Annotated in this window: 17 protein-coding genes; 4 read left to right on the plus strand and 13 right to left on the minus strand. The window is 36.9% G+C overall.

Going from position 1 to position 16308, the window contains the following annotated elements:
• Positions 1-10 precede the first annotated feature (10 nt).
• From BLS38_RS04685 to pqqA, 6 genes are all read right to left on the minus strand, one after another.
• Positions 11-1051 carry a dipeptidase gene (locus BLS38_RS04685; RefSeq protein ID WP_092747172.1) on the minus strand — a complete coding sequence of 347 codons (1041 nt, stop codon included), beginning with the start codon at positions 1049-1051 and terminating at the stop codon, positions 11-13.
• A gap of 12 nt (positions 1052-1063) precedes the next feature.
• Complete coding sequence (gene pqqE / locus BLS38_RS04690) at positions 1064-2188, minus strand: pyrroloquinoline quinone biosynthesis protein PqqE (protein WP_092747173.1); 1125 nt, start codon at positions 2186-2188, stop codon at positions 1064-1066.
• A complete protein-coding gene (pqqD, locus tag BLS38_RS04695) occupies positions 2181-2465 on the minus strand; it encodes a pyrroloquinoline quinone biosynthesis peptide chaperone PqqD (protein WP_092747174.1) in 285 nt (94 codons plus the stop codon). Before pqqD ends, pqqE begins: the two co-directional genes overlap by 8 nt.
• Positions 2462-3220, minus strand: a complete 759-nt coding sequence (gene pqqC / locus BLS38_RS04700) for a pyrroloquinoline-quinone synthase PqqC (protein WP_092747175.1) — start codon at positions 3218-3220, stop codon at positions 2462-2464. Before pqqC ends, pqqD begins: the two co-directional genes overlap by 4 nt.
• 18 nt (positions 3221-3238) lie before the next feature.
• The gene (gene pqqB / locus BLS38_RS04705) at positions 3239-4150 is read right to left on the minus strand and encodes a pyrroloquinoline quinone biosynthesis protein PqqB (RefSeq protein WP_092747176.1); all 912 of its coding nucleotides are present in this window, start codon (positions 4148-4150) and stop codon (positions 3239-3241) included.
• A 69-nt stretch (positions 4151-4219) separates the two neighbouring features.
• Positions 4220-4294 carry a pyrroloquinoline quinone precursor peptide PqqA gene (gene pqqA, locus BLS38_RS04710; RefSeq protein WP_081401732.1) on the minus strand — a complete coding sequence of 25 codons (75 nt, stop codon included), beginning with the start codon at positions 4292-4294 and terminating at the stop codon, positions 4220-4222.
• A gap of 327 nt (positions 4295-4621) precedes the next feature.
• Here pqqA and BLS38_RS04715 point away from each other — a divergent pair, with 327 nt between their 5' ends.
• The gene (locus BLS38_RS04715; protein WP_092747177.1) at positions 4622-5548 is read left to right on the plus strand and encodes a pyridoxal-phosphate dependent enzyme; all 927 of its coding nucleotides are present in this window, start codon (positions 4622-4624) and stop codon (positions 5546-5548) included.
• A 145-nt stretch (positions 5549-5693) separates the two neighbouring features.
• On the opposite strand, the gene bla is transcribed toward BLS38_RS04715, so the two are convergent.
• Together bla and BLS38_RS04725 are read right to left on the minus strand one after the other, a co-directional pair.
• Positions 5694-6551 carry a class A beta-lactamase gene (gene bla, locus BLS38_RS04720; protein ID WP_092747178.1) on the minus strand — a complete coding sequence of 286 codons (858 nt, stop codon included), beginning with the start codon at positions 6549-6551 and terminating at the stop codon, positions 5694-5696.
• Positions 6552-7037: 486 nt separating this feature from the next.
• Positions 7038-7952 (minus strand): DMT family transporter, encoded by a 915-nt coding sequence (locus tag BLS38_RS04725; RefSeq protein ID WP_092747269.1) that lies wholly within the window; start codon positions 7950-7952, stop codon positions 7038-7040.
• Between the two features lie 146 nt (positions 7953-8098).
• Between BLS38_RS04725 and BLS38_RS04730 the strand changes: the two genes are divergently transcribed.
• A complete protein-coding gene (locus BLS38_RS04730) occupies positions 8099-8959 on the plus strand; it encodes a LysR family transcriptional regulator (RefSeq protein WP_092747179.1) in 861 nt (286 codons plus the stop codon).
• A gap of 106 nt (positions 8960-9065) precedes the next feature.
• Here BLS38_RS04730 and BLS38_RS04735 read toward each other — a convergent pair whose 3' ends face one another.
• The 3 genes from BLS38_RS04735 to BLS38_RS04745 form a co-directional block, all read right to left on the minus strand.
• A complete protein-coding gene (locus BLS38_RS04735; protein ID WP_092747180.1) occupies positions 9066-10013 on the minus strand; it encodes a nucleoside hydrolase in 948 nt (315 codons plus the stop codon).
• Positions 10014-10063: 50 nt separating this feature from the next.
• Positions 10064-10912, minus strand: coding sequence for a 2OG-Fe(II) oxygenase family protein (locus tag BLS38_RS04740; RefSeq protein ID WP_092747181.1), 849 nt, complete (start codon positions 10910-10912; stop codon positions 10064-10066).
• A 72-nt stretch (positions 10913-10984) separates the two neighbouring features.
• The gene (locus BLS38_RS04745) at positions 10985-12235 is read right to left on the minus strand and encodes a NupC/NupG family nucleoside CNT transporter (RefSeq protein ID WP_092747182.1); all 1251 of its coding nucleotides are present in this window, start codon (positions 12233-12235) and stop codon (positions 10985-10987) included.
• Positions 12236-12676: 441 nt separating this feature from the next.
• Between BLS38_RS04745 and rbsK the strand changes: the two genes are divergently transcribed.
• Positions 12677-13612: a ribokinase gene (rbsK, locus tag BLS38_RS04750; protein ID WP_092747183.1), complete on the plus strand. Its 936-nt coding sequence runs from the start codon at positions 12677-12679 to the stop codon at positions 13610-13612.
• Between the two features lie 65 nt (positions 13613-13677).
• Here the strand turns inward: rbsK and BLS38_RS04755 are convergent, their stop codons facing one another.
• Together BLS38_RS04755 and BLS38_RS04760 are read right to left on the minus strand one after the other, a co-directional pair.
• On the minus strand, positions 13678-14862 hold the full coding sequence (locus BLS38_RS04755; protein WP_092747184.1) for a lactonase family protein: 1185 nt from the start codon (positions 14860-14862) through the stop codon (positions 13678-13680).
• A 207-nt stretch (positions 14863-15069) separates the two neighbouring features.
• Positions 15070-15405, minus strand: a complete 336-nt coding sequence (locus tag BLS38_RS04760; RefSeq protein WP_092747185.1) for a hypothetical protein — start codon at positions 15403-15405, stop codon at positions 15070-15072.
• Between the two features lie 293 nt (positions 15406-15698).
• Here BLS38_RS04760 and BLS38_RS04765 point away from each other — a divergent pair, with 293 nt between their 5' ends.
• Positions 15699-16307, plus strand: coding sequence for a hypothetical protein (locus tag BLS38_RS04765; RefSeq protein WP_143230105.1), 609 nt, complete (start codon positions 15699-15701; stop codon positions 16305-16307).
• Position 16308: the final 1 nt, after the last annotated feature.

The raw sequence follows: 16308 nt of genomic DNA on the forward strand, positions 1-16308 counted from the left end.
GGGCTTTTTTTTATGATTTCCAAATCTTATTTAACACGGCATGCCAATTTTGATAACATATATTTTCGATACGTGCATCAGAATAACCATAATCACATAAAGCATCAATGAGGTATGGAAAATAGTCGACCGATGGCCAGTAGCTAGACATAAAACCACCATCATAATCTGACCCAAAAGCCACACCATGCTCACCTAGATGTTCAAGTAAATAATCAAAGTGTGCAAACATCACCTGATACGGCGTATCTTTGTTACGCTTGCCATCGGATCGCAAAAAGGCAGTGTCAAAATTTACCCCAACCACACCACCACTTGCTTTAATCGCACTTAACTGAGTATCGAGTAAGTTACGGGCTTGTGGGCAAAGTCTATGGACATTAGAGTGTGTCGCAACCATCGGCTGTGTTAACAGTTGCTGCGTTTGCCAAAATGCATGTTCATTCATATGCGAAACATCAACCAGCATCGACCTGTTTTCACACGCTAATACCCATGCTTCGCCAAGTGCTGTTAAGCCTAAACCTGTATTCGGTGAATGTGGAAACTTGGCCTGTAAGCCATGCCCAAACTGTGATGGCTGATTCCAAACTAAGCCAACACTCCGTAAGCCCAAATCATACCATGCATCAAGTTGTGATAACTCGGTCAGGGCTTCTGCCCCTTCTAAATGCAATACCATTACTAAAGATTTGTTCTGCATACATGCATTAATATCTGCCATGCTCCGACAAATTTTAACTTGGCCTTGTGACCTTTGCTCAATCTGCCTTGCATATTCAAATTGAGCCATGCAAATATCATAGCGTTGCATGGCAATATAGTCCGTCTGATCAGGCAAACACTGCATGAGTTTATGTGGCGCATTGGCTTTCACATAGTCAAATGGTGGCACAAATATGGCAAACAAACCACCAAGCATGCGCCCTTGTTGGCAACGGCGTAAATCTATGTGCCCATCTAAAGTCTGATTTAAAAATGCACCTACAGGATCAGGGTGTGATGACAGCCATAACCGTGCCAGTAAATCATTATGACCATCAAAAACCATACGCTACCCTGCTTAGCCTTTAGAAACCAAAATCATCTTGGAGTTCTTTTTATTTCTAAAGGTCAACTCAGACAAAGCCAACTGTTTTTCACTCTCTTTTCGGGCTTGAATGATCATATGATGATGTTCAGACTTAGAACATACAGGGTCTGTATTTGCAGCATCGCCTGTCAGCATAAAGGCTTGGCAACGACAACCACCAAAGTCTTTTTTCTTTTCAGAACAGCTTCTACACGGCTCTGGCATCCATGCATCACCCCTAAAGTGATTAAACCCTGTCGACTTATACCAAATATCAGACAAAGGTTGATCTTTGACATTTGGAAAGTGCATTGGAAGCTGTCTGGCAGCATGGCACGGTAAAGCTGTACCATCAGGGGTAATGGTAAGGAAAATACTTCCCCAACCATTCATACATGCTTTAGGACGTTCTTCATAATAATCAGGCACTACAAAAATCAGCTTACACGGGTTATTGGCGGCTTTGAGCTTGGCACGATACTCATTGGTAATTCGCTCTGCACGTTCAAGCTGTGCTTTAGTCGGGAGTAACCCTTGGCGGTTTAAATACGCCCAACCATAAAACTGACAAATGGCAAGCTCCACTGTATCGGCTTCAAGTTCAATGCAAAGCTGAATAATCTCTTCAATTTGGTCAATATTATGCCGATGAATCACGAAATTGAGCACCATTGGATACTCATATTTTTTGACTAATTTAGCAATCTGCTTTTTCTTTTCAAAGGCTTTTTTAGACCCTGCCAACATATCATTAATGACAGGGTCACTGGCTTGAAAGCTCACCTGAATATGATCAAGCCCTGCTTGCTGAAATTGTGCAATTTTCTCTTCATTAAGCCCCAAACCAGAGGTAATAAGGTTGGTATAAAACCCTAAATCATGTGCGTATTTAATCAGCTGTGGTAAATCTTGACGAACCAAAGGTTCACCACCCGAAAAACCAAGCTGTACTGCACCCATTTGCCGTGCATCTTTAAACACATCAAACCACTGTGCTGTAGTAAGCTCATTTTGCATCGATGCAAATTCTAACGGATTAGAACAATACGGACATTGTAATGGGCAACGATAGGTTAACTCCGCAAGCAACCATAACGGTAAACCAACTTCAGCCATGAGAAAGTTTTATCCAATTTTCTTTTTCTGCAACCAACATGTAATCTGTGACATCTTTATCAATGTCAGCGATATCACCAAATTGCTGTTTTAATAAAGCAATAATATCTGCCACCGAACGTTCGCCATCAATATGCTGACCAATCGCTGATGCCGTTTCATTCAGTTTAATCATCCCCTCAGGGTATAAAATAATATATGCCTGTTGCGATGGCTCGTATTGGAAGCGGTAGCCACGTTGCCATACAGGAATAATTTGGGTATTGAATTGGCTCATTTAAATAATCCTTTATGCCATACAGCTTGATCCGTCACGCTGTGATATGGAGGCTGTTGATGCACATATGCAAGCGTCAACGCATCAAGTATAGACCATAGTATGTCAAGTTTAAACTGTAAAATCTCTAGCATGCGTTGTTGCGATTCATAGGTGGTAAATGAATCCAAAGTAATGGTCAAGCCATGCTCTACATCACGGCGTGCTTGACTGAGTCTAGAACGGAAATAGTCATAGCCTTGTTCACTAATCCAAGGATAGTGTTTTGGCCATGAGTCTAAGCGTGACTGATGAATCTGTGGTGCAAAAAGTTCTGTGAGTGAACTACTGGCCGCCTCTCTCCATGTGGTTCTACGTGCAAAATTCACATAAGCATCGACTGCAAAGCGTACACCTGGCAATACTAGCTCTTCAGAAATAACTTGTTCACGTGTCAGTCCAACTGCTTCGGCGAGACGTAACCATGCTTCACGCCCACCACCATCTGGATATTCACCATCTTGATCAATCATACGTTGAATCCAAGATTGGCGAACCTGTTGGTCTGGGCAATTTGCCATAATGGCAGCATCTTTAAGCGGAATATTAATTTGGTAGTAGTAACGGTTCGCCACCCATGCTTGTAGCTGCTGTTGTGTGGCCTTTCCTTCATACATCATCACATGAAAGGGGTGATAAATATGATAATACTGTCCTTTTGCCATAATGGCATCTTTAAAGTCGTCTAGGCTTAAAGCTGACTTTGAATCACTCATGCGATATATATCCTTATATTACAGCTCTATCTGCATACCATCGAAAGCCAATTCGACTTGATGGGCTTTTAAGGTTGCAAATTGAGTAGAGTCTTCGTCTAAGATCGGATTGGTATTGTTAATATGTATATATATTTTACGTGGCTTTTGCAGTTGGTCTAAATAAGACAACGACCCACCTTCGCCATGTATATACAAATGTCCCATGTCTTGACCTGTTTTGGTACCTACGCCACGACTTTGCATTTCATCGTCACTCCACAGCGTACCATCTATCATCACGCAATCTGACTCAGCCATAATTTGCATGATTTGGTCATCAATTTTGCCAAGACCCGGCGCATAAAACAGCTGTTTTTGTGTGCGATGATCTTTCACAATCATGGCAATATTATCACCGTCATGCGGGTCATTTCTATGCGGAGAATATGGGGGTGCTGCACTGCGTATAATGAGGGGGATAAATTCAAGATCTGCAATATTTGGAATAGTAAAAGCGGCTGTTGGATCAATTTTTTGATGCTGTAAACCACCATTCCAATGCTTTAGCATATTAAATAGCGGAAAACCGGTACTTAAATCTTGATGTACCATGTCTGTACACCATACATCAATCGGGCAGCCTTCCCGTAAGGTTAATAGCCCTGTGGTGTGGTCAACTTGGCTATCCATCAACACCACACTGTGTATACCTGTATCTCTTAATGCTCGTGCAGGCTGTGCTGCTTTAAAATCAAAAAGTTGTTGGCGAATATCTGGCGATGCATTAAACAATACCCAGTCTATGCCATCTACAGACACGGCGATCGATGATTGAGTCCGTGTTTTGGCATTAAGTGTACCGTTTCTCACACCTGCACAATTTTCACAGTTACAATTCCACTGGGGAAAGCCACCACCTGCGGCCGAACCTAAAACATAAATATACATAACTCACCACTGCTTTAAAAATAGATAAGCCCCAGAAAATCTAGGGCTTACATGTATTACGTTGAAAAATTAACGGTGTTCAAAATACATCGTTACTTCAAAGCCAATACGTAAATCAGTGTATGCAGGTTTAGTCCATTGCATGTTAAATACTCCATTTGAATCCGTGCATGTATCGCACGTATATTTACATTGAGCCTTGATTATAACGCAAAAATGAAAAACCGATAGCCTCAATACAAAAAATCATGTCTTTTTTAAGTAAATATCTCTCTAAAAACTGTTGTTCTTTTTAAATCATTCGAGCGAATATAAAGTATTTTTACGTATCCTCTAAAGCAGTAACCACATCAGCACACAGATATACATTTTCATAAAGAACAATACTTTACCTTAAATTCATCTATATGGGTAATAGACCATTCAGGTCAAATAATTTAAAGTTAAAATATCTACATTTGAGTCACACACATGAAAACACCTCTTATTCGATCCAAAAAACTCAGTGCATTAAATTGCTGTAATGTTTGGCTAAAAATGGAATCTTCTCAAGTCACAGGCTCTTTTAAAGAACGAAGTATTGGCCATGCATGCACACAGTATGCAAAACAAGGCGCAAAAAAATTTATTAGTTCTTCTGGTGGAAATGCAGGTATTGCAGTGGCATACATCGGTCATCAATTAAATATTCCTGTTACTGTGATTGTACCTAAAACAACCTCTAAAACTGCCATTGAATTAATGCGAAAAGATCATGCAGAAGTCATTGTTCATGGTGATTCATGGCTTGAAGCAAATGAATTGGCGTTGTCTTATGTCACTGAAGAAAATATCTATATTCACCCTTTTGACGACCCCTATTTATGGGAAGGTATTTCTACCATCGTCGATGAAATTATCAATGATGGGGTTACGCCTGATGCCATTGTTTTATCTATCGGTGGTGGTAGTTTACTTTCAGGTATACAACATGGTTTAAAAAAACATAAACTCAATATCCCCGTGTATGCTGTTGAAACAGAAGGTACTGCATCTTTAAATACAGCTATGCAGAAAAAACAACACATTACCCTAGATAAAGTCACAGGAATTGCAACAACGCTGGCTGCGAAAAAAATCTGTAAACATGCCTTTGATTTATCACAGCAAGAGCAGATTGTAGGGGTAACAGTTTCTGATTTAGATGCTCTAAAGGCTTGTTTTGAATTTTTAGATGACCACAGAACATTAGTAGAACCTGCCTGTGGTGCTGCTTTATCTGTATTATATGATCAAAAAGTCGAGTTTTCTCATCTGTCTGATGTATTGGTTATTGTATGTGGTGGTGCAACCACTTCACTCAATCATCTTTTAGATCTTTCAAAAGATTTATCTTTCAATCCAAAAAAGTCTTTGTAAAGCACTACAGATCAATATAAAACGGCATGTTATTTAAAATAACTCTAACACAACCTAAGCCGTATCTTGTTCATACGGCTTTATTTGGTACATCCAAGACTTTTCTAAAATAGACTGGTAGTAACGAGTAATAAAATACTTAGAACTATTTGACAAGATATTCTTTAACAACATGCTCACTTAATTGTTTAATCACTTTTGATCGCTCATCAACAGAAGAGCCATTCTTTCGTACATAAATGCTAATAAAGACAGGGGTATGGTTGTCTGACCAAACCATAGCTATTAAACCCCTAATACCATAATCGCTCGCACCCGTTCGGTCTGCAATTTTCCAATTTGGTGGTAAAACGGCCCTTAACATATTATCTGCAACTTTATTACCCATCATCCATTGTTTTAATTGTTCTTTTGAATATTCAGACAACACATGGCCTGTTAATAATTTTTTAAGACTTAAATTAATTGCATTTGCACTCGTAGTATCTTGAATATCACCTTCTGGATTTACTGTTAAATCAGGTTCATATCTATCTGATCGAGTAATATCGTCACCCATTGATTTCATGAAAGCCGTAAGCCCTTCAGGCCCCCCCCCTTCAGAAATAATAAAATTTGCAGCAGTATTATCACTATAAGCATTCGCTATCTGACAGGCTTCTTTCAGTGTAAGTTTTTTATTAACGTAGTTTTTAACGACTGGAGAATATACAACGAGACTGTCTTTGGTAATCGTTTTGGAAGTATCTAAGGTAAGTTTATTGGCATCGACCTTTGACAGTACATTCGCACACGCAATTGCTTTTACAGTGCTGTTTAAAGGGAATCTTTGATCTCCATTGATTGAAACCACTGTCTTATCCATGTCTAAAATAGATACGCCAATCTGCCAACCTTTTTTTGAAAGCAGATCAACCTCATTTTGTAAAGAAGCTGCTGAGGCGAATGATAGCAAAGAAATAGAGAGCGCAACTGTAGATAAAGCCTTTAAAATTAAATGCATACTTCACCCTCACTTATAAATAAAACATCTCGCTATTCTAAAAATTTATATTTTCAGAAGCTTATTTTAAAACCCTATAAAAACCAATATATACCACACTCAGATTTATCTAATCATTTTTTAAAATATCTAAATAAAAGTTAAATCGTTACTGAAATACATAGATTTTATAATACATCAATTGATTTTTATTACTGTGAGTAGAATGTGCTTTGTAAATATAACCATCAATTAAAGTACTTTATAACTAAATTAAAAAGATATATTTTCTTTTAGCCATACTCTGAAAAGAGTGGCAGATTGGTTGAAGATTTAAAACAATTCAAATGTAATATTCTTGTTCTCAATATATTAGGTGGTTCTCGTTCAATAGTTTTTAATCATCAATTGTAGCAACTCTTGGAGCTACAATTGATTAAGCCAGATAACTCAGAATAACCACTACTAGCTTATAGGTACTTTAAATATGAGTGGCGCTGAACCAACTCATTTATGACAGTGGATTTGTTCTAGATGAGTATTTCTGGTCTTTCTTTTCAACGAGCTCAGCAAAATTCCCATTAAAATAAAAATTGCGCCAATAATAATATTTGTCGTTAATTTCTCATGCCAGATCACAGAACCAAAAAATAGACTTAAAATTGGAATACACATAATAGAAATGGATGCAATAAAAGTATCGACCTGACTCACAATCCAATTCCATAAAGCAAATGCAAAGCCTGTTCCAATAATAGAAATATAAAACAGTACTAAATCATTTGACGTATCAAACCAAATCTTTAAATTTACAGGCTCGAACATTAAAGCAAAGATAAAAATAACCCCTCCACCTATCAAAAATTGCCATATGGTCAATTTAATTTTGTCATAGCTTGCAAAGTACTTTTTAATATAAATGGTTGATATTGCCCAAAAAAAACCAGACAGGATTAAAATCACTTGTCCAAGTAGTGATACATTAAATGCAAGATGATGTAATTGTGGCCACAGTATTGCAATTAACCCTAACGTTCCTAATATTAAGCCATATAATTTCTGACGAGTGAGATGCTCATGTAAAATATAATGTGCTAAAACTGCAATAAAAATAGGCATGGTAAATACCAATACAGCAGATAAACCAGAGTCTACAAATTGCATGGCAAATGTTTGTGTTGCGTAAAAACCAAAACACAGCAAAGCACTTAAAATAATTAAACGTGGCCACTCATTGGCTTTAGGTAAGATTGATCTTTTTAAAATACACTGAACAATCATCAATGTTAATCCAGCCAAGATTAAACGCACTGAAATAAATAAAAAAGGCGGGAATACATGCAAAATGTGCTTAACCAATCCCCACAATGAGCCCCAAACCAAGCATAAAAGCGCAATTGCACTGATCACTCGAATATTCATCGTCATTCACTCAACCTTTATCAATTCACATCAGTTTAAAAAATAAATAACATCATGAATAATGCTATGTTTTAATGTATACATCATTTTTTTTGATGCCTGCTTAAAAAAGCATTTTAAAGTTATTCTATAATGGGCTATTTATCATGAATATAGACATCAGTGATATCAAATCTTTTATTACCGTTGCTGAATTAAAAAGCATTACTGCTGCTGCGCATAAGCTCAATTATTTACAATCAAATATGACTGCAAAAATAAAAAAGATTGAAAACCATTATAAGAAGCAACTTTTCATTAGAAGACCCAAAGGCGTCGATCTCACCGACTCAGGCATGCATTTATATAAGCAGTACAAAAAAATGATGTTCACTTGGGAGGAAACTGAAAATAAAATCTATCAACAAGAACATTATTTACGTTTTGGTACCAATACTAGCTTGGGTAGCATGCGCTTTTATTCACCATTTGAGCAACTTTATACAGCGTACCCCAATATTTCCATCAATATTAAAACAGGCTCTACCAGTCATATTGAAGATGAAATTTTAGCAGGACATTTAGATATTGGTTATGTTTTAGGCTACCCAACACAGAAGAACCTACAGTATATTCATAAATGTAATGATCAACTGGTTATTATTGGAAAAAGTCTAATGAACCACCAAACATTAAAAGAGGGTTTAAATAAACAGAATATTTTATTAGCATCAGAAGCGTGTTGTTATGCAACAACGTTAAAACGTATGTATACAGATTACGGCATTGAAAAAGGTGAACTCACACATATTTACGACCATGATGCGCTTGTACAATTTACACAGCTGGGCATGGGCATTTCTATGATTGCTAAATCTCTAATTGCTAAATTTAAAATTGAATATTACACAGAAGCACCTGAAGCATATCGCAATATTGGCTTGTATTTAATTACACGTGCTGAGCACCAATTTACGCCCATTGAAAAACAGTTTATTGGTTTAAGTGATACCATTGAAAGTGTATAACCACTTTCACAGATAAAAAAGAATCTGTGAGCAAAACCTACTACTTTTATTTATACACTAGGTGTTTCAATAAAAGTAGTGGTCATATTACTTCATAGAGTAACTATTAGGCATGACGACCTAAACGCTCGGTCAATAGCTCAAAGAAACCATCACGATCAATATGATTTAAATAATATGCGTTCGCTTTACGATCTGTCACGCCCCACCAATCTGCAACTGTTGCGCCTGCAGTCAGTGAACTATCTGCTTCAATTTCAACATTAATATGACGTCCTGAAAATAAGTCTGGACGTAGTAAATATCCAATCACACATGGATCATGTAATGGTGCGCCTTCTGAGCCATACTTTTCTTTATCGTAACGTTCAAAAAAGTCAGTCCACGCAGCAACAGCTTCACCAACACTTGTATGCATACCACGTAGGTCTTTAATCCACTGTGCATTGGTCATGGCTTTATGAGTGACGTCTAGAGGTATTACAGTTAAATCAATACCTGCACTGAAAACAACTTTAGCTGCGTCTGGATCTACAAACATATTAAACTCAGCAGACGGCGTAATATTTCCACCCTCAAAAAAACCACCACCCATCAGTACAATATTTTTAATACGTGAAGCAATATCAGGGGCTTGTATGAGTGCATGTGCAATATTGGTCATTGGCCCAAGTGTGCATAAGGTAATGCTTTTTTCGGGTGCTGAACGAAAAGTTTCAATTAAAAAGTCAACAGCATGTTGCTCTTGCAATGGCATGGTTGGCTCAGGGAGCTCTATACCATCTAAACCTGTTTTTCCATGAACATTTTCTGCAGTCACCAGTGGCTTTTTCAGCGGTTTATCACTGCCTGCAAACACTTTCATATCGGTACGCTTAGCCAACTCACAAATCATACGTGCATTACGCTGTGTTAATGCCAAAGGTACATTTCCAGCAACTGTCGTTAATGCTAAAATATCTAACTCCGGGCTTGCAAGTGCCAACAAAATAGCAACGCCGTCATCTTGGCCTGGGTCTGTATCAATAATAATTTTTTGTGGGTGAAGTGACATAAAAATACCTTTTATAAAATCGTAAAACTTATAGACAACATAGACACTACTTAAACAAGAACTTTACCATCTTGAATCACTTTAAGCTCTTGCATACGCTCTGTATGATACTGACCTGCAGTATATCGATCGGACAAGACAACATCAGCACGAGGCTGTAGAAAAAAAGGCATTGAAATACGTTCTAACTCTACATCATTTTGATGCTTGATCACTCGATGTGTGGTTGAAGGATAATAACCTTGCGATGCTTCTTGCAACATATCGCCAATATTAATAATCAACGAGTTTGCCTCTACAGGTATATCAAGCCACTCCCCTGCTTTATTTTTTACTTGTAATCCTTTGGCTGTGGCTGCAGGTAAAATTGTAATTAAATTAATGTCTTCATGTGCTGCTGCTCTTACGTAATTTTCAGTAGAAGCAATTGGCGTATAACGTAAAATACGTAAAAGGCTTTCTGAACCTTCAATCATTTGTGGTAAAGGCTCAGTGTATGCCTCTTGAATCGGTAATGGGGATTCTTGTTGAATCCAACCCAATAATTGTTTTGCTAAAATATGTGCATGTTCATAATAATTTAAGGCATTATTCGATAATTCTTTTGGATAAATACCTGTTTTAAAAATATGAAAAAATTCTTTAGGATCTTTTTTTGTTTCACCTTTGGCTGTTTCAGATAAAGCTGTAGAAAATAAGCCGCCTTTTTTATTGGCAGAAACAAGATAATTATTTTTACTCTCTGAACGAAAAAAAACAAGCCACTCGTCATAAATGGCTTGAATTTGTGACCATTCCAATGGGTGATTGACTAACACTGCAAAGCCACTGTTTTTGAGTGACTCGGTAAATTTTTTAGCCGCATCTGGTGTTTGATAATCTACTGTTGCAATGTGCATCATTTACTCCTTTACTGGTTGGCAAATGATACACAGATCATCTGCCATATAGGACACATCATACTTACTTATTTACAAAGCAAATGAAAGACAAAGCCCTGCAATGGTTGCACTCATTAAATTAGAAAGCGTTGCAGCCAGTAATGCGCGAAAAGCAAGTTTTGATAAAATAGGGCTCAGGCTTGGCTCAACAACACTAAATGCCGCAACAACAATACCAATAGAACTAAAGTTTGCAAAACCACATAAACCAAAAGAAATGATTGCTGCCGTGTGTGGAGAAATAGAATGGTCTGCCAAATGCGGTGCTAAACCAAGGTAAGCAACGAACTCATTAATGGCCAACTTTTGGCCAAGAAGTGAACCTGCAAGTGATGCATCGTTCCACTCTACACCCATTAAATAAGCCAGTGGCGATAAGATATAACCAAAAATAGAATTCAGTGAAATATCGGCAAAACCAAACAAACCGCTAAGTCCACCAACCATACCATTAATCAAAGCCAATAAACCGACAAAGACCATGACTACGGTACCTACCCCAGCAGCAATTTTTAAACCAAGCATTGAACCACTCGCAGCAGCTTCAATAATGTTAGCAGGTTTATGCTCTCCAAAAGTAAGCTCTTTCACTTCAACTTGACTTTCTTCAGTTGCTGGACTCAGTAACCGTGCAAATAAAATACCCCCTGGTATTGCCATTAAAGATGCTGCAAGTAAGTATTCTAGTGGTACACCCATACCAGCATATCCCACAAGGACAGAGCCAGACACTGCAGCCATACCACTACACATCACAGTAAATAACTCATTTTTATTCATTTTGAGTAAAAATGGGCGCAATGCAGCAGGTAATTCATTTTGTCCAATAAAAATTGTTGTTACTGCGGCAAAAGATTCAACCTTACTAATACTTAGTAATTTTTGAAATACGCCACCGAGTAACCGAATTAAAAAACCCATAATTTTAAGGTAATATAGAATTGAAATCAGTGCAGTAACAAATACAATAGTTGGCAATACTTTAAATGCAAAAATAAATCCTGCCCCATTAAAAACAGTATTCATTTGGGGGCCAACCAATGCACCGAATAAAAAGCCACTCCCTGCATCTGCATAACCAATGACTTTATTAAAACCAACAGCCAGCTGTTCGAATAAATACTTCCCCAGAGGTACATATAAAATTAACAAGCCTAAAGCAAATTGTAATCCCAACGCAGATAAAATAGTACGCATTTTGATCATGCGTTTATTATTTGAAAAAATATAACCAATAAGCAGTAAAGCTAAGATCCCAATTAAGCCACGGTATTCAGACATATTTTTCTCCGTAACATATCCCCTTGTATTGGCTTGTATTTAAGCCTACAGCAACAGTTATGCTACAATATTTAAATTAAACAATAAGTCGTGCAAAAATAAAACATCTACTTTCTGAGTAAAATCAGATGCTTTAATCAAGCAATAATTAAGCCAAAATATCAGCACAATACATATAAAAAAGAAGCAATTAAAATTAAGTCTTGTTAAACAGTAACTTAATTTTAATTGCTTCTTGAGCGTGCATAATCTATCAAATTTATGAAAAAATATCGACCCATTTTATCAAATCTGATTTTGCTCGTTCAGCTTTTATGCATATTTTTATCACTCGTTTATTCACTATTTTAAAGAAAGATAAAGTCAGATGCATTTCAGACAGTGAAGAAGCGATTGAAAAAAGGTATGATTCCACACAAATGAACTTAGATTAAACCATTCATGAACACGTACCTAAAAAAAAAGCTCGTTGTACTCGGTAGTATTAATGCAGATCACATACTCAGATTAGAACAGTTTCCACACCCTGGGCAAACATTACATGGGCAATCCTATCAAGTTGCCTTTGGTGGCAAAGGCGCAAACCAAGCTGTGGCTGCAGGCCGTAGTGGTGCCAATACACATTTTATTGCTTGCGTAGGTGAAGATGCTATTGGTACATCCATCAAAGCTCAACTCAATCAAGATCAAGTAAATACTCAAGCTGTGATATCTGTACCAGGTGAAACTACTGGTGTTGCACTTATTTTTGTCAATGCGCTTGCCGAAAACTGTATTGGTATTTGTTCTGGTGCAAATGCTAAACTTTCGCCTGAATATGTACAAGAACAAAAAAACCTTATTACTTCTGCAGATGCACTATTGGTGCAGTTAGAAACCCCGATAGATAGTATTATTGAAGCCTGCAAAATTGCACAACAGGCAAATGTGAAAGTGATTTTAAATCCAGCACCTGCTCGTGAACTCCCAGAAGATCTACTCAAATTAGTAGATATCATTACGCCAAATGAAACCGAAGCTTTGAGCTTAACAGGTAAAATAATTCATAATGAAAGTGATGCTGCTGAAGCTGCCGCGATTTTACATAGTAAAGGTATTAAAACTGTTGTAATAACACTTGGATCACGTGGTGTGTGGCTCAGTGAAAATAATCAGGGATCACTAATTTCAGGGTTTAAAGTCAATGCGATTGATACCATTGCCGCAGGTGATACTTTTAATGGGGCCTTTATAACCGCACTATTAGAAAATCAAACCCCTGTAGAAGCTGCACGATTTGCTAACGCCGCAGCGGCTATTGCCGTCACACGACAGGGTGCACAACCTTCTGTGCCATGGCGTACAGAAATTGATGCATTTTTAGTAAAACACACTTAAATAAAAAAGGCATGTTTCGATAACATGCCTTTTTCTTAGGATGAATAAACCAGCTAAGAATAATTTTAAGGAATAAATTTAATATCTGTTGGCTGACCTATTTGTAATGCAATACGTGTTGGTGTAAGTACACCAGTCGTCTTGTTTCGTTTAAATTCACTCACAGTATGTGAATTAACATTTGAAACAATTAAATAGTTTCCAGATGGGTCGATTGAAAATGCTCTAGGTTCCAAGCCACTGCTTGAATAACGACCAACCAGTGATAAGAGACCTGTATTTAAGTCAACTTTGTAGGCAACAATTTCATTAATCTCTTTGCGGTTACCTACATACAAAAACTGCTGATCTGGTGAAAAAGCCAGCCCCGAAGCACTTTTATGCGATTCATGGCCAGTTTCAGAAAGTGCAACGCGCTGCACTTCAACTAATTTATTATTTTTTTCTTCAAATACAGTCACTTCTGCAGACATCTCTGCAGTTACATAAGCATATTTACCGTTTTTAGAGAAAACTAAGTGTCTCGGACCACTTCCTTTAGAAAATACGAGATCTTTCGATTTGTTAGCTTTTAATGGTGTTTTGTCACCTGGCTGATAGTCATACGCTTTAACCAAATCTGAACCCAGATCTGCAGCATATACTGTTTTCCCATCAGGTGAGAATGTCACTGAATGTGCATGACCCGACTCTTGTCTGCCTTTAACTACATTACTTCCCTGAAGGTATGGAATATTTTGTACTGCTTCGCCCAACTTACCATTGGCTAAAATAGGTAACACAACCACGCCTGAATTGTTCGGTGCAACTGAGTAGTTTGCAACCAACAAATATTTACCATCTGGTGATAACGTAGAATGTGTTGGATGGTCACCCAAACTGCTTACATCATTTAACTTTTTAAGTTTGCCATCAGCTTCAACGGCCAGAGCTGTTACACGGCCCTTTTCCATTTCGTTTGTGACATAAGCAAAGCGATGATCTTTTGAGAATGTAATCCAAGAAGGATGTGGAATTTCTAGTTCGCTAATTGGTAATAAGCTACCATCTTGGTTAAGTTGTACTGTATAAAGCCCCTCACTGGCAATATGTGATGGAACTTTAGAACCCTCTGGTAGACCTGTCCACGTGCCCACTAAGAATTTTTGCCCTTGTTGAACCATGCTATTATTCTCCGCAAATGATGTTGTGCCATATAGCAACGGCACTGATAAACTTAATGCAACAAATAATTTACTGAATGGCTTCATACTCTACCTGACAATCTGAGAATAAATGTGTTTTTAGTTTTGTAAATACATCAGCCAATAATCTAAAAGACTTAAAGTATTCTTAAAATCATAGTTTTTTATTTACCATCAAACAAGTAGTGATATGAATCAGAATGTAATGCTTTTGTGACAAATCACATGAATGAACATAAAAAAACCATCTTGACGATGGTTTTTTTATGTTCATTATGGCGCTTGAGTCAAACATTGCTCATTACGATTTTTTGAAAAATCATCCATGGCTTGTTCTTTTTTCTGCATTTGCTCATAAATCGGAACATTATATGCTTCTTCAATTAAGCTGATTAAGTATTTTTGTGCGTGAGGTTGTTGAATTTTCTTTACATGCTCTAAAGCAGCGTCTTTAGTAATGTCTTGCTGACGATCTGTCATAATGTTAAAAGCAGCACCCTTTGCAGACTTACAAAAACTGTCCCATGCTTCTTTGTCAGTTAACACTTTTTTCTGACCACAACCAATCAGACTCAAAACAACCAAACCAAATAAAAATACTTTTTTCATTACCACTCCAATAGTTAACACTCTATTCATATCTCACACAGCAATTAAAAACGCCAGTTCTGAAAATATAACTTCGTCTTAAATAACTTACGCCACCAATAACTATAAATGATTGAATTTAATAAACTATAACATTGGCTATACTTGACATTAAGTCACACTAACCGTCTACAAACGAGTCTACAAATTTTAATATAGTGTATCATTGATTAGAGCACCACAAAATCATGCTCAATATTTAGATGATAGACGCAAGATATTCAATATTGGGCCAATATGGTTGATGGGTAGAAATGATGAAAATAAAGAGAATACATGTTGGTCTAACAATATCGTTAATTTTAAACTTAGTACTCCTGGTATTGTTAAAATATACATCTTCTGTATATCTGTATTTTTCTTTCATAGACTTTTTCAAAGCTGTTATCTCTCCTATAGTCACTCTAGCTTGCTTTTTATTAGCTTATAAAATTTGGCATACTCAGAAAAATAAAGAGCTAATCTCTGCTGAATTTAAGTCTTTATACTTTATGTTGTATGACATTGAAAAATCATTAGACGAAATAAAAAATATTATAAATAAAAGCGGTGATGAAGATATCAAAAAATTAATTTCTAAAACAAAGGATGCTTTGGGTGAAATTAATAAAGTAGAAAAAAACTATTCGTTGTGCTGTGACATATCGAATAGTAGCGCCCTTAAAGAATGTAAAAATAATTTGAGAGAAGCATATGAATCTATTGGTTTTCAAAATAGAACTACTGCTAGAATAACATGTCTTGATTTAACCAACGAGGAAAGAGTTGAACGTCGCATGAATGCATGCAAGATACCCGATATAGAAAGTATTATTCAGACCACAAAAAATATTTTAATAGATCATATCGTTTTTAAAGAATAAA

Source organism: Acinetobacter boissieri, assembly GCF_900096955.1.
In the GTDB taxonomy this organism is placed as follows: Bacteria; Pseudomonadota; Gammaproteobacteria; order Pseudomonadales; family Moraxellaceae; genus Acinetobacter; species Acinetobacter boissieri.